Origin of the sequence: Vibrio sp. THAF190c, from assembly GCF_009363355.1 — a bacterium.
In the GTDB taxonomy this organism is placed as follows: Bacteria; Pseudomonadota; Gammaproteobacteria; order Enterobacterales; family Vibrionaceae; genus Vibrio; species Vibrio fortis_A.
Genome location: NZ_CP045338.1, coordinates 2,847,759 through 2,860,715, shown reverse-complemented (window position 1 = coordinate 2,860,715; position 12,957 = coordinate 2,847,759). Strand labels below are relative to the sequence as shown.

The window sequence follows — 12,957 nt, the reverse complement described above, 5'->3', positions numbered from 1 at the left end:
AAATAAAATTTGTCAGTAGCACGAAAGAATCGATGTTCTGAGGTGTGTAGGGGGTTTCGTTTAAGTGAATAAGTCTTGATGTGACTCTAAGATATAGCTTGTATCAGAAGGAAATACATTAACAGGATCTAGTGATAGGGCGGTCCGACGATTCGTCTGAGACATTGCTTTGGCACAAAGTAGGTGTGTTAGATACGAAAAAGCCTCATCATGTGATGAGGCTTTCTCTAAAATGGCTCCCCCTGCGGGACTCGAACCTGCGACATACGGATTAACAGTCCGCCGTTCTACCAACTGAACTAAGGGGGAATTATTTGTGTCAACATCAGGTCTTAAAGACCACTATTTGTTAAGCACCAAATAATGGTGCCTCGAGGCGGAATCGAACCACCGACACGAGGATTTTCAATCCTCTGCTCTACCGACTGAGCTATCGAGGCAAAAGAATGGTGCCGACTACCGGAATCGAACTGGTGACCTACTGATTACAAGTCAGTTGCTCTACCTACTGAGCTAAGTCGGCACACTATATCTTTTACTGAAGACGTTACTCTTCGTTTTTTATGAAATGATATCAATCACTTCAATTGTAAGTGGCTCCCCCTGCGGGACTCGAACCTGCGACATACGGATTAACAGTCCGCCGTTCTACCAACTGAACTAAGGGGGAATTATTTGTGTCAACATCAGGTCTTAAAGACCATTATTTGTTAAGCACCAAATAATGGTGCCTCGAGGCGGAATCGAACCACCGACACGAGGATTTTCAATCCTCTGCTCTACCGACTGAGCTATCGAGGCAAAAGAATGGTGCCGACTACCGGAATCGAACTGGTGACCTACTGATTACAAGTCAGTTGCTCTACCTACTGAGCTAAGTCGGCACACTAATATTCTTTGTGCTTTTGTCCGTGTTAATGCTTCCTGTTAAAAAGCGCTGACACCAACAAATCAAATTGTGGTGCCCGGAGGCGGAATCGAACCACCGACACGAGGATTTTCAATCCTCTGCTCTACCGACTGAGCTATCCGGGCAACGGAGCGCTATTAAACGGATTTTCTGCATAACCGTCAACACCTTTTTTCAAAATAATTAAAAAAAACGTTCGTTAGTTGTTTTTTTATTCAAAAGTGAGGGTTAGGTTTTGCCTTGGTTAAACTCTTTTTTGAATTTTGTTACTTTTTCTAAGTATCTACGCGATTCTTTGTTGGGATGCTTTTTGGTTAATGCCCAATAAACTTGATTCGGCTGCAAAGAGTTAAGGTCATTCATTGCGCGCTTTCTGTCGCGACTAAAGGTATTTAACACTCCTCCTGTGCCTCCGTTGTACGCAGAAATCATGCTGTACTCCAAGGTGGTCGGGTGTCGAACGTCTTTTAAGTAGCGATTTTTAAGGATGTAGAAATACGCAGTACCCGCATCAATGTTGTTTTCTGGATTAAATAAATATTCAGGGCTAGGCTCACCCGATTTATTTTTCACTAGCTTAAAGACATCGCGGCCAGCAGTTTTAGGGACTACCTGCATCAAACCATAGGCGTTAGCCCAACTGACGGCGTAGGGGTTAAAGCTACTCTCAGTTTTGATGATGGCGTAGATAAGATCTTCTGGGATGTCATAGCGCTTTGAAGCACGCTGAACGATGTCAGCGTATTTATAGCTTCGTTTACTCGCATGATCGGCCACCATTGGGATCTCAACGTAATAGGCTTTTTTAAAGTCGACGTTCTTCGTTTTTAGGTTGTTTGCTATTAAGTAGTCAGCAAATCGATTGGCACGCCAAGTCCATTGAATAGGCTTTTTGTCTTGATCAACAACTTGGTTATAGAGGAAGGGCTGGCCTTCTAGTTTGATGCTTTTAGAAGAGAATAGATCGACACTTGCTGGATCATCGGGTGTCAGCAAGGTTGTCATGATCGCATCTTTTAGGTGCTTTTTGGGCTCTGTCGATGAAACCGTTTCGACGGTAATCAGACCTTTTGAGAAGTTTACTTCTGAACGACTCAAGTAATTATCTATGTATTTCACATAGTTACTTTTACCTGCAATCTTTACTTCATTGCTGCCCCAACGTTTTTGGATGTTACCCGAGAAGCTATTGATGAGGGCATCGAGTGCGCCTGTATCTTTCTCGAATTGACCCGGTAGCTCCGCAAGGTTACCTGCAAAACGGTTGGTCGGTTCATAATTGACGTCATAAATGCTCTCAATGAACTCTCGGCTACAACCGGTAAGTAGCATAGCCGCTAGGAAGTAACTCAGCTTTTTCATAGGTCCTCATACAAAAATGACATCACAGCGCGAACCATGATGTCATTAAACTTGGTGTAAATAAATGTCTTATTCGCTTGGTGGTGTGTAGCCATCAATCACGACATCTTTACCTTCGAAAAGGAAGTTAACCATTTCTGTCTCAAGCAGTTTTCTGTGCTCAGGATCCATCATGTTTAGCTTCTTTTCATTGATAAGCATGGTCTGCTTGCTTTGCCATAGTGCCCATGCTTCTTTAGAAATATTGTCGAAAATACGCTTACCTAAGTCACCTGGGTAAAGTTGAAAATCTAAGCCTTCAGCATCTTTCTGTAGGCGAGCACAAAATACAGTGCGGCTCATAATGGTTCCTCTTGTCGTATTCGTCTGTTTAAACGTGATCGTTTAATTCAAAGGTTAGGCTTTCTAATAGCTGCTTAACAGGAGCAGCTAAGCCTATCTCTTCAGGTTTTGATAAGTTATACCAGAGACCCTTTGTCCCTTCCATTATCAAATCTGGTTGTTTGTCTAATTTTACTACGACAGGGGTGATATCTAAGTGGTAATGGCTAAAGGTATGCCTAAACGCAATTAGAGTCTCTTGGTTTTCTATAGAAGCTGAGCCAATCGAGCGGATGTCGAGTTGGTGTTCAATCTCCTGATTTTCATGTTGAGGGAAACAGAACAGCCCCCCCCAGATGCCTGATTGCGGTCGTTGCTCCAACCAAACCTGATTGTCGTGATAAAGAATCACAAACCAAGTCTCTTTTACAGGCTTCTCTTTCTTGGGCTTCTTACCCGGAAAGTCGAGCTGACGGTCTAGCTTGTTTGCCTCACACATCGATTCAATTGGACATAACGTGCACTTCGGCTTGCTTCGAGTGCACACCATAGCGCCCATATCCATCATAGCTTGGTTGTACTTATCGACATCTTGTTTGGGAGTATTTGACTCAGCATGCTCCCAAAGCTGATTTTCAACCTTTTTTTGCCCCGGCCAACCTTCGACGGCAAAACTTCTTGCTAAGGTTCGTTTGACGTTGCCATCTAAAATCGCATGAGGCTGCTTATAGACAGATGATAGAACGGCTGCGGCGGTTGAACGTCCAATGCCGGGTAGGGCGTTCATTTCTTCAATGTTGGTTGGAAACTCTCCACCATACTCAGTGGCAACAATCTTTGCGGCTTTGTGTAGATTACGCGCTCTTGCGTAGTAACCAAGGCCGGTCCAAAGGTGTAACACTTCATCTTGCTCTGCATTGGCAAGATCGATAACGGTTGGAAAGCGCTCCAGAAATCGTTGGTAATATGGGATCACGGTAGCGACTTGCGTCTGCTGGAGCATGATCTCAGAGAGCCAAACGGAGTAGGCGGTTTTGTTTTGTTGCCATGGGAGTTCTTTACGCCCATAGGCGTCATACCACTTTAATATGGCGGATGCGAAAGGAGTCACGACTTGCTCATTGCTTTGCTATTATTAGAAACGAAATTGCACCACACTTGTGGTTGGATGTAAAACAGACAAATTGTGTGGGAATTTATCAGCAGAAAGACTTGCACAGACGGCAATTCTTTGGATAATCCCCGCTTTGATTAATCAATGTGCAGGCAAAAATCAATGAGTGAAGTGACCACTAACGAATATACTGAAGACGGCAAACTGGTTCGTAAGATCCGCAGCTTTGTTCGCCGCGAAGGCCGCTTAACCAAAGGCCAAGAGAACGCGATGAACGAGTGTTGGCCAACTATGGGTATCGACTACAACCCAGAACTTCTAGATTGGAAAGAAGTTTTCGGTAACGATAACCCTGTAGTACTAGAGATCGGCTTTGGTATGGGTGCATCACTGGTTGAAATGGCGAAGAACGCACCAGAGAAAAACTTCTTAGGTATCGAAGTTCACAGCCCTGGTGTCGGTGCGTGTCTTGGTACTGCGCGTGACGCTGGCGTAACTAACCTACGTGTGATGTGTCACGATGCGGTTGAAGTGTTCGAGCACATGATCCCAGATAGCAGCATTCATACGCTACAGCTATTCTTCCCAGACCCATGGCACAAAGCGCGTCACCACAAGCGTCGTATTGTTAAAGCCGAGTTTGCTGAGATGGTTCGCGCGAAGCTACACCTTGAAACTGGTATCTTCCACATGGCGACTGACTGGGAAAACTACGCAGAGCACATGATCGAAGTAATGAACGCTGCTCCAGGCTTCGAGAACATCGCAGAAGAGGGTGATTTCATTCCTCGTCCAGATGAGCGCCCGCTAACTAAGTTTGAAGCTCGTGGCCACCGTTTAGGTCACGGCGTATGGGATATTAAGTACAAGCGTACTAAGTAATTCAAAGCAAAGTGAGTCGGCTCAGTTACTGAGCGATTGCCCCTACACTTTGTAGTATTGATAAAAGCCAACATTGTTGTAATGTTGGCTTTTTTGTCCTTAGCTGATGAATAAATCAATGGTGTGAGACACCAGCCCTACAAGAATAACAATACAGAAGTACACAAGCATGAAACCGACACAAGCTATCTTGGCGGAGATTCTAGAAGAAGTTCGCCCTTTAATTGGCCAAGGGAAAGTGGCTGACTATATTCCGGCTCTGGCCAAAGTCTCGAATCAAAAGCTTGCTATTGCCGTTTACACCAATGAAGGTGAGGTGATCCAAGCGGGAGACGCAGAAGAAGCCTTTTCTATTCAATCTATCTCTAAAGCCTTAAGCTTGACCTTGGCCATGGTGCTCTATAAGCCCGAGGAGATCTGGCAGCGTGTAGGCAAAGAGCCTTCAGGCCAAGCATTTAACTCCATGATTCAGCTAGAGATGGAGCAGGGTATTCCACGCAATCCGTTTATCAATGCGGGCGCGATCGTGGTTTCAGACTTATTGCATAGCCGTCTATCTGCACCAAGACAGCGTTTGTTGGAGTTTGTACGTCAGCTCTCTGGTGATACGCATATTGTCTACGACAAGGTCGTTGCAGCTTCAGAGATGATGCATAGTGATCGTAATGCGGCGATTGCTTACTTGATGCGAGCATTTGGTAACTTCGACAATGAAGTGATTCCGGTATTGAACAACTACTTCCATGCTTGTGCGCTTAAAATGACTTGTGTCGACTTGGCGAAGACCTTTAGCTATCTAGCGAATAAAGGCACTTCAGTACAGACTCAGAAGCAGGTGATTACTCCAACTCAAACGAAACAGTTGAATGCATTGCTTGCGACTTGTGGATTGTATGATGGTGCTGGTGAATTTGCGTATCGCGTTGGTATGCCGGGTAAATCTGGTGTAGGTGGTGGCATCATCGCTATCGTACCGGGCGAGATGACGATTGCTGTGTGGTCTCCGGAGCTTGATCCTTCAGGTAACTCACTTGCGGGCACCAAGGCTCTCGAGCTGCTTTCAGAGCGCATTGGTCGTTCGATTTTTTAGAAGATAGATGCGAGATGCTAGCACGGACTTCGTCCTATAGAGCGCTTCGCTGTGGTGGAGTTTAGAGATCCCCAACTCACTCGTTCCTCATTCTTGGGGATGACGGGTTAAGCTAGTGTTCTGATCATAAGTGACAATACTTAACGTCATTCCCGATAGCGACGAAGGAGCGTAGTCGGGAGTCTGTTCCTTTCTTCGCGCAAATTAGAAAAGGGTTGACCCTAAAGCCAACCCTTTCATCATTTTTCTCGAATCTCGAATCTCGAATCTCGAATCTCGAATCTCGAATCTCGAATCTCGAATCTCGAATCTCGAATTACTCGTCTTCTTCCGCCATAAACGCTTCTAGCAGGTCATTGAGGAACAACTTACCTTTTTCGGTAATTTGCCAATGCGTCTCTGTCTCTTGCAAGTAGCCTAAGTCATTAGCCCAGTTGATGGTCTCTTGAACCGCTTCAAAGCCCAGCCCTGTCGTATCCAAGAAATCTTGTTTTGGACATGCCTCCATTAATCGAAAGCGGTTCATGAAGAATTCAAATGGCCTATCCTCATTAGCGACCTCAAATTCATCCGACAGATAAGGCTTAGCAAGATTCTGATACGCAGCGAGATAGCCTCTAGGGTGCTTTACCTTAGTGGTACGTACGATTCTACCATCGCTAAAGCTCAGCTTACCGTGAGAGCCACAACCGATGCCGAGGTAGTCACCAAAGCGCCAGTAGTTGAGGTTGTGCTGACATTGATAGCCCGGCTTGCTATAGCCTGAGATCTCGTATTGCACATAACCTGCTTCGGCGAGCTTCTTATGCCCTAGCTCGAAGATATCCCATAGGTCATCATCGTCAGGCAGCGTAGGTGGCTTGTAGTAGAACATGGTATTAGGCTCAATAGTGAGCTGATACCAAGATAGATGCGGAGGATCGAGTTCGATCGCCTTATCAAGATCCGTCAGAGCTTGTTCAATACTCTGATCCGGTAATCCATGCATAAGATCGAGATTAAAGCTGTTTAGACCGATCTTATGTGCAAGATGAGCCGCATTGATCGCTTCATCTTGACCGTGGATTCGTCCCAATCGCTCTAGTTTCTCTTGCTCAAAGCTTTGAACACCAATTGAGATACGTGTGACTCCAGCCTCTCGATAACCGGCAAAACGTTCCGCCTCGATGGTACCTGGGTTTGCCTCCATGGTGATCTCGATATCAGCCTTAAACGGGATACGTTGCTCAATCCCTTTAAGCATTCGCTCGATACCTTGAGGGGAGAATAAGCTCGGTGTTCCACCGCCAATAAAGATCGAGTGTAGAGGTCTCGGTGACTGGTTGAGGTGATATCTTTCAATATCGGCATCAAGATCCTCAAGCAGGGCATCGATATACTCGTTCTCTGGTATGTCGGCTTTTAGCGCATGCGAATTAAAGTCGCAGTATGGACATTTCTGCACACACCATGGGATGTGAACATAAAGACTCAGAGCTGGTGGAATCAGTGTCGCTTGACTCATTACTGAGCTTGCTCTTTTAGCGTTTTGAACAGTGTAGCTAGTGCTTTACCACGATGAGATAGCTGCTTTTTACGTGTCGGTTTAAGCTCTGCTGAGGCACAGTTATCTTCAGGTACGAAGAAGATAGGGTCGTAACCGAAGCCATTGTCACCATGCGCTTCAGTTAAGATGCGACCTTCCCATTTACCATGACAAACGATAGGTGTTGGATCGTTTTCGTGACGCATTAATACTAAAACACAGTGGAAGCGGGCGGTACGCTCGGCTTCTGGCACACCTTCCATCGCCTTTAGAAGCTTCTCTAAGTTCTCTTGATCTGATGCATCTTCGCCAGCGTAGCGCGCTGAGTATATGCCTGGTGCGCCTTTTAGGTAGTCAACCTCTAGACCTGAGTCATCCGCAATGGCTGCAAGCCCTGTTTCTTTGGCTGCATGACGCGCTTTAATGATCGCATTTTCGATGAAGGTAGTTCCGGTTTCTGCAACCTCAGATACGTTGAATTCACTTTGTGCTAAAACTTCAAAGCCGAAGTCAGACAGAAGATCTGCCATTTCGCGAACTTTGCCTTGATTGCCTGTAGCTAGAACGATCTTATTCATTGGGGTAACTCTAAATTTAAATAGTGGAAGTGAAGAGATTATTCTTCAACATAAAATTTTTGGGTAAAACGAAGCGGGCCAGCGCCTTTTAGGCCAGAGTTAACATCGATATCAAAGGTGATGTTCTCTTCGTGTGTGATTGGAAACTCTGCGAGATAGTAAATAGCATCGCCTTCTTTGATTTCACGAAACTCCAAAGTTCGAGTGTTGCCGACTAGGTTTCTTGCAGTTCCAGAGATTTTAGCAGTCGTAGCGGGTTTGCCTAGTGCAGAAGTATCCAGAATGCTGATGTTTAAAATAGCTGAGTAGCCGTTTCGTTTTAACTGATACTGCTTAGCTACTTGAGCGGTTAGGAATGTTGAGTTGAAAGCAGAATAATGTACCTCAACGTCTTTGATGTTTTTAAATTGTCCCGCCCAAGTTGGCAGTGCAATCAAGCTTGTAAGTAGTGCTGCAATCCATAAACGCATAGTGACTCCAATAAATAGCAAAAAGCCATCACAAGATGGCTTCAATTTCATTCGGTATTTGGCTAGGGGAACATATTCGAACTTGTTTATGTCTCCCTAACTCGCCCTTTTCGATCTTAACCAGCCCTTTAGCGACTTTAAATTGCTTCGACAAATACTTGGTTAGATGGGCATTAGCTTTGCCATCGACAGGAGGTGCTGTGATGGCGATTTTTAACTCTTCACCATGCAAGCCGATAATCTTGTCTCGGCTTGCTTTGGGCTGGATGTAGAGCCGCAGAAGAATGTCATCTTCCTCTCTCCAAACGGCCACTGACATTATAGTTGGAACCAGATAGGACCAACTAGATCACCCATCAAGAAGTTAGCAAACTGCAGAACAATAAACAGTACTAACACGCTAAGGTCGAAACCACCCATATCAGGAAGAATTCGGCGGATCGGGATTAGCATTGGCTCTGTTAGTTGATGGAATACATACTCGATTGGGCTACGACCTTGGCTAACCCAGCTTAGGATTGCACGGATCAATAGTACCCAGAACAGCAGTCCACCAGCAGCTTTCAGTAGTGAAAGAGCCCCAAATATTAGGAAGCTGATATCAAATACGGCAGCGCCACCTGAGATGATCAGGTTGAGAGCAACAAACTTCAGTACGCACAACGCATAGGCGAACAATACCGTCGCCATATCAATGCTACCGATTGATGGAATGACACGACGCAGTGGTGCTACAACCGGTTGAGTAGCTTTTACGATGAATTGTGAGAACGGGTTGTAGAAGTCAGCACGTGATGCTTGCAACCAAATACGTAAGATCACCACCATGATATAGAGATCAAAAAGGGTCGAGATCAAAAAGCTCATCGAGTTCATATAGGTTCCTTTTTCGGAGTAATTCATAGCGATCCAGTGAGCGCTATGCTGTTCTTAAAATAGTTTTTCCATCTCTTCAGCTCTTGCTACCGCGGCTTGCATCGCTTTGGCGACAATCTCTGATAGGTGATTCTCATTAAAGGTGCGCAGAGCTTCAGCTGTTGTGCCGCCCTTAGATGTCACTTGTTCACGCAATGTAGAAAGCTCAGTGTCAGGGTTTGCGACAACCATTTCTGCTGCACCGAGTGCTGATTGCTGAACTAATTGGCGTGCGGTTTCAGGCGTAAAACCCTGTTTAATGGCTTCCGCTTGCATCGCTTCCATAAATAGGAAGAAGTAAGCTGGAGCACTACCTGCAGCGGCAATGATGTTGTTAATCCCAGACTCTTGCTCAACCCAAGTGACTTTGCCAACCGCTTGCATCAGCTGTGCTGCAAAGGTTTTATCGTCTTCTGTCGCTTTGGCATTGGCAAACAAACCACTCATACCTTTGCCAACTAGCGATGGCGTGTTTGGCATCACTCGAACAAGGCTCAGTGAAGAGTCTAGCATTTCATCGAGTCGAGTCGCGTTGATACCTGCTGCAATTGAGATCACAAGTTTGTTGCCAAAGTCTACTTGCTGCAGTGGCTTACACACCTCTTCCATCATTTGTGGTTTTACAGAGAGTACCACTACGTCAGCCTGCGTGGCGGCGTCGATATTGTTACTGGTTGTATTAATACCGTAATCTTTTTCAAGCGGTATTCTGCGTGTTTCTGATGGTGCTGTCGCGGTAATTTTATCAGCAGGGTAACCACTCGCGACTAAACCCGCCACGATAGAACGTACCATGTTGCCTGCGCCGATAAAGGCGATGTTCTTATGTTCCATATATACAATCCTGAGCTTCATCGCCAGTTGAAGGCTGATGAGATAATACGATTAAACTATTTTGCGTAATTGCGTGCACCAAAAATAGCGGTACCGATACGTACCATGGTACTTCCTGCCTCAACGGCCGCTTCCATGTCTCCGCTCATACCCATAGATAGTGTATCTATGTTGTCGTATTTTGAACTGAGCTTTTGCTGCAGGCTTGAGAGCTGATTAAATGCAGCAAGTTGCGATTCATAATCTGACACGTTAGCAGGAATTGACATCAATCCTCTTAAAGTGAGGTTAGGAAGTGATGAAATCAACTCCGCTAATGCAAAAACTGATTCTTCATCGGTCCCTGATTTTGAGTCTTCACCACTGGTATTAACTTGAATAAGAACTTGCAGTGGTTCTAAGCCTACAGGGCGCTGATCGTTTAAGCGTTGGGCAATTTTATCGCGCTCAACCGAGTGTACCCACTGGAAGTTTTCTGCAATCGGTCGCGTTTTATTGGATTGAATTGGTCCAATAAAATGCCACTCCAAATTAAGGTTAGAATGTTGTTCTGAAAAGTGTTTTACTTTATCAACACCTTCTTGAACGTAGTTTTCACCAAAGGCAACCTGTCCTCCGAGTGCCGCTTCAAGGATCGCGTCATTCGGTTTTGTTTTACTAACGGCTAAAAGTTGCACCGACTCTGGCGTTCGGCCACATTTTTTCTCTGCAGTTCTAATCTGCGAGGTGATTTGCTCGATATTTTGTTGAATACTACTCATAGCTGACTTTACTTAAGGGAAAATAAATGGATATCACTGAGTTACTGGATTTTAGTGTAAAGCATAACGCGTCAGATCTACATCTTTCTGCGGGTGTATCTCCAATGGTACGTATAGATGGTGAAGTTAGGAAGCTTGGAATACCGGCTTTGAGCCATGCTGATGTTCACCGTTTGGTTTTTGAGATCATGAACGATTCACAGCGCAGTGAGTTTGAAGAGAAGCTGGAAGTGGACTTTTCATTTGAGTTGCCGAATGTTGGCCGTTTCCGTGTGAATGCCTTTAACCAGTCGCGTGGTTGCTCTGCGGTGTTTCGAACCATCCCTGTTGAAATCCCGACGCTCGAGCAGTTAGGTGCTCCTGATATCTTTGAAAAGATAGCTAACTTTGAGAAAGGTTTGGTTTTGGTCACTGGCCCAACGGGCTCTGGTAAGTCGACCACACTGGCGGCGATGGTTGATTATGTAAACCGTAACCACAACAAGCACATCCTGACCATTGAAGACCCTATCGAATTTGTTCATACCAATAACAAGTGCTTGGTTAACCAACGTGAGGTTCATCGTGATACTCACAGCTTTAAAGCGGCGCTGCGTAGTGCACTGCGTGAAGACCCAGACGTCATCTTAGTTGGCGAGCTGCGTGACCAAGAGACAATCAGCTTAGCATTGACCGCGGCAGAAACGGGTCACCTAGTCTTTGGTACTCTGCATACTAGTTCTGCGGCCAAAACCATCGACCGTATTATTGATGTGTTCCCAGGCAGTGATAAAGACATGGTTCGCTCGATGCTTTCTGAATCCTTGCGTTCGGTGATTGCTCAGAAGCTGCTTAAGCGTGTTGGTGGTGGACGAGTCGCGTGTCATGAAATCATGATGGCGACCCCTGCGATTCGTAACTTGATTCGTGAGGACAAGGTCGCTCAGATGTATTCAATTATTCAAACAGGTGCCGCGCATGGTATGCAGACCATGGAGCAAAATGCCAAACAGTTGATTGCCCAAGGCCTAGTTGACTCAGATGAAGTCCAGAAGAAAATTGAAATAGAAACAGCGCTGTTTTAATCAAAGGTATTGGTAATGGAATTAAATCAGATCCTTGAGGGGATGCTGTCGCAAAAGGCGTCCGATCTTTATATCACGGTTGATGCGCCAGTGTTGTTTCGTGTCGATGGAGAGCTGCGCCCGCAAGGTGAAGTTCTCAATGAAGATCAAGTGTCACAGCTGCTAGACGCAATGATGGATCAAGAGCGACGTGATGAGTATCGCCAAACGCGTGAGGCGAACTTTGCCATTGTTCGAGACGGTGGGCGCTTTCGTGTCAGTGCTTTCTTTCAGCGAGAACTGCCAGGTGCTGTGATTCGTCGTATTGAAACCAACATCCCAACCTTTGAGCAATTAAAGCTCCCTGATGTGCTACAGGACCTTTCAATCGCTAAACGCGGCCTTGTGCTGGTGGTTGGTGCAACAGGTTCTGGTAAGTCGACGTCAATGGCGGCAATGACGGGTTATCGCAACAACAATCGTTCAGGTCATATTCTTACGGTGGAAGATCCGATTGAGTTTGTGCATGAGCACAAGAAGTGCATTGTCACCCAGCGTGAGGTGGGCTTAGATACAGAGAGCTACGAAGTTGCGCTCAAGAACTCGTTACGTCAAGCTCCCGATATGATCTTGATTGGTGAGATTCGAAGCCGTGAAACCATGGAATACGCAATGACCTTTGCTGAGACTGGGCACTTATGTATGGCCACTCTGCATGCGAATAATGCTAACCAAGCTTTAGAACGTATTCTTCATTTGGTGCAGAAAGAGCAGAAAGAGCAGTTCTTGTTTGATTTGTCGATGAACCTGCGTGGAGTTGTTGCACAGCAGCTCATACGAGACAAAAATGGCAATGGTCGTCACGGTGTGTTTGAGATTTTACTCAACAGCCCACGTGTGTCAGATCTTATTCGTCGTGGTGATTTGCATGAACTCAAAGCAACCATGGCAAAGTCGAAAGAGATTGGTATGCAGACTTTCGATCAAGCGCTGTATGACTTAGTTATTGCAGGGGAAATCAGTGAAGAGGATGCATTCCACAGTGCAGACTCGGCTAACGACTTGCGATTGATGCTGAAAACACAACGCGGTGACGATGATTACGGCACTGGATCTCTGGCTGGTGTTAAGATTGATATGGGATAAATAACA

Annotated in this window: 14 protein-coding genes and 7 tRNA genes; 4 read left to right on the top strand and 17 right to left on the bottom strand. The window is 45.6% G+C overall.

What is annotated here, in order from left to right; translation table 11 throughout:
- Positions 1–233: 233 nt before the first annotated feature.
- The 10 genes from FIV04_RS12825 to mutY all read right to left on the bottom strand — a co-directional run bounded on the left by FIV04_RS12825 (position 234) and on the right by mutY (position 3,704).
- Positions 234–309: transfer RNA gene (locus tag FIV04_RS12825), tRNA-Asn, on the bottom strand.
- Positions 310–364: 55 nt separating this feature from the next.
- A tRNA-Phe gene (locus tag FIV04_RS12820) sits at positions 365–440 on the bottom strand.
- A gap of 7 nt (positions 441–447) precedes the next feature.
- Positions 448–523, bottom strand: a tRNA-Thr gene (locus FIV04_RS12815).
- Positions 524–594: 71 nt separating this feature from the next.
- Positions 595–670, bottom strand: a tRNA-Asn gene (locus FIV04_RS12810).
- 55 nt (positions 671–725) lie between these two features.
- Positions 726–801, bottom strand: a tRNA-Phe gene (locus FIV04_RS12805).
- Positions 802–808: 7 nt separating this feature from the next.
- Positions 809–884 (bottom strand) — tRNA-Thr (locus FIV04_RS12800).
- A 75-nt stretch (positions 885–959) separates the two neighbouring features.
- Positions 960–1,035 (bottom strand) — tRNA-Phe (locus tag FIV04_RS12795).
- A 103-nt stretch (positions 1,036–1,138) separates the two neighbouring features.
- Positions 1,139–2,272 carry a membrane-bound lytic murein transglycosylase MltC gene (gene mltC / locus FIV04_RS12790; protein ID WP_150869315.1) on the bottom strand — a complete coding sequence of 378 codons (1,134 nt, stop codon included), beginning with the start codon at positions 2,270–2,272 and terminating at the stop codon, positions 1,139–1,141.
- A gap of 69 nt (positions 2,273–2,341) precedes the next feature.
- A complete protein-coding gene (locus tag FIV04_RS12785; RefSeq protein WP_032549860.1) occupies positions 2,342–2,614 on the bottom strand; it encodes an oxidative damage protection protein in 273 nt (90 codons plus the stop codon).
- A gap of 28 nt (positions 2,615–2,642) precedes the next feature.
- Positions 2,643–3,704 carry an A/G-specific adenine glycosylase gene (mutY, locus tag FIV04_RS12780; protein WP_152469321.1) on the bottom strand — a complete coding sequence of 354 codons (1,062 nt, stop codon included), beginning with the start codon at positions 3,702–3,704 and terminating at the stop codon, positions 2,643–2,645.
- A 165-nt stretch (positions 3,705–3,869) separates the two neighbouring features.
- Here mutY and trmB point away from each other — a divergent pair, with 165 nt between their 5' ends.
- The gene (trmB, locus tag FIV04_RS12775; protein WP_032549858.1) at positions 3,870–4,589 is read left to right on the top strand and encodes a tRNA (guanosine(46)-N7)-methyltransferase TrmB; all 720 of its coding nucleotides are present in this window, start codon (positions 3,870–3,872) and stop codon (positions 4,587–4,589) included.
- Positions 4,590–4,758: 169 nt separating this feature from the next.
- Complete coding sequence (glsB, locus tag FIV04_RS12770) at positions 4,759–5,679, top strand: glutaminase B (protein ID WP_150869313.1); 921 nt, start codon at positions 4,759–4,761, stop codon at positions 5,677–5,679.
- Positions 5,680–5,995: 316 nt separating this feature from the next.
- On the opposite strand, the gene hemW is transcribed toward glsB, so the two are convergent.
- Genes hemW through FIV04_RS12735 form a run of 7 tightly spaced genes read right to left on the bottom strand, consistent with a single transcriptional unit; the run spans position 5,996 to position 10,762 of the window.
- A complete protein-coding gene (gene hemW / locus FIV04_RS12765; RefSeq protein ID WP_152469320.1) occupies positions 5,996–7,183 on the bottom strand; it encodes a radical SAM family heme chaperone HemW in 1,188 nt (395 codons plus the stop codon).
- Positions 7,183–7,782 carry an XTP/dITP diphosphatase gene (locus FIV04_RS12760; RefSeq protein ID WP_152469319.1) on the bottom strand — a complete coding sequence of 200 codons (600 nt, stop codon included), beginning with the start codon at positions 7,780–7,782 and terminating at the stop codon, positions 7,183–7,185. Before FIV04_RS12760 ends, hemW begins: the two co-directional genes overlap by 1 nt.
- 38 nt (positions 7,783–7,820) lie before the next feature.
- Entirely contained in the window at positions 7,821–8,252 is a 432-nt protein-coding gene (locus FIV04_RS12755; RefSeq protein WP_152469318.1) for a DUF4426 domain-containing protein, read from the bottom strand.
- Between the two features lie 28 nt (positions 8,253–8,280).
- Positions 8,281–8,571: a DUF167 family protein YggU gene (gene yggU / locus FIV04_RS12750; RefSeq protein ID WP_150869310.1), complete on the bottom strand. Its 291-nt coding sequence runs from the start codon at positions 8,569–8,571 to the stop codon at positions 8,281–8,283.
- Positions 8,571–9,128 carry a YggT family protein gene (locus FIV04_RS12745; protein ID WP_150869309.1) on the bottom strand — a complete coding sequence of 186 codons (558 nt, stop codon included), beginning with the start codon at positions 9,126–9,128 and terminating at the stop codon, positions 8,571–8,573. Before FIV04_RS12745 ends, yggU begins: the two co-directional genes overlap by 1 nt.
- A 54-nt stretch (positions 9,129–9,182) precedes the next feature.
- Positions 9,183–10,001 carry a pyrroline-5-carboxylate reductase gene (gene proC / locus FIV04_RS12740; protein WP_152469317.1) on the bottom strand — a complete coding sequence of 273 codons (819 nt, stop codon included), beginning with the start codon at positions 9,999–10,001 and terminating at the stop codon, positions 9,183–9,185.
- A gap of 56 nt (positions 10,002–10,057) precedes the next feature.
- Complete coding sequence (locus tag FIV04_RS12735) at positions 10,058–10,762, bottom strand: YggS family pyridoxal phosphate-dependent enzyme (RefSeq protein ID WP_150869307.1); 705 nt, start codon at positions 10,760–10,762, stop codon at positions 10,058–10,060.
- Between the two features lie 26 nt (positions 10,763–10,788).
- On the opposite strand from FIV04_RS12735, the gene FIV04_RS12730 reads away from it, so the two are divergent.
- Together FIV04_RS12730 and FIV04_RS12725 are read left to right on the top strand one after the other, a co-directional pair.
- Positions 10,789–11,826: a type IV pilus twitching motility protein PilT gene (locus FIV04_RS12730; protein ID WP_150869306.1), complete on the top strand. Its 1,038-nt coding sequence runs from the start codon at positions 10,789–10,791 to the stop codon at positions 11,824–11,826.
- 15 nt (positions 11,827–11,841) lie between these two features.
- On the top strand, positions 11,842–12,951 hold the full coding sequence (locus FIV04_RS12725) for a PilT/PilU family type 4a pilus ATPase (RefSeq protein ID WP_152469316.1): 1,110 nt from the start codon (positions 11,842–11,844) through the stop codon (positions 12,949–12,951).
- The last annotated feature ends 6 nt before the right edge of the window (positions 12,952–12,957 follow it).

Coding starts and splice junctions, on each gene's coding strand:
- yggU (WP_150869310.1), bottom strand. CDS start 8,571: ATGTCAGTGGCCGTTTGGAGAGAGGAAGATGACATTCTTCTGCGGCTC.
- FIV04_RS12745 (WP_150869309.1), bottom strand. CDS start 9,128: ATGAACTCGATGAGCTTTTTGATCTCGACCCTTTTTGATCTCTATATC.
- hemW (WP_152469320.1), bottom strand. CDS start 7,183: ATGAGTCAAGCGACACTGATTCCACCAGCTCTGAGTCTTTATGTTCAC.
- FIV04_RS12730 (WP_150869306.1), top strand. CDS start 10,789: ATGGATATCACTGAGTTACTGGATTTTAGTGTAAAGCATAACGCGTCA.
- proC (WP_152469317.1), bottom strand. CDS start 10,001: ATGGAACATAAGAACATCGCCTTTATCGGCGCAGGCAACATGGTACGT.
- trmB (WP_032549858.1), top strand. CDS start 3,870: ATGAGTGAAGTGACCACTAACGAATATACTGAAGACGGCAAACTGGTT.
- FIV04_RS12735 (WP_150869307.1), bottom strand. CDS start 10,762: ATGAGTAGTATTCAACAAAATATCGAGCAAATCACCTCGCAGATTAGA.
- FIV04_RS12725 (WP_152469316.1), top strand. CDS start 11,842: ATGGAATTAAATCAGATCCTTGAGGGGATGCTGTCGCAAAAGGCGTCC.
- FIV04_RS12760 (WP_152469319.1), bottom strand. CDS start 7,782: ATGAATAAGATCGTTCTAGCTACAGGCAATCAAGGCAAAGTTCGCGAA.
- FIV04_RS12785 (WP_032549860.1), bottom strand. CDS start 2,614: ATGAGCCGCACTGTATTTTGTGCTCGCCTACAGAAAGATGCTGAAGGC.
- glsB (WP_150869313.1), top strand. CDS start 4,759: ATGAAACCGACACAAGCTATCTTGGCGGAGATTCTAGAAGAAGTTCGC.
- FIV04_RS12755 (WP_152469318.1), bottom strand. CDS start 8,252: ATGCGTTTATGGATTGCAGCACTACTTACAAGCTTGATTGCACTGCCA.
- mltC (WP_150869315.1), bottom strand. CDS start 2,272: ATGAAAAAGCTGAGTTACTTCCTAGCGGCTATGCTACTTACCGGTTGT.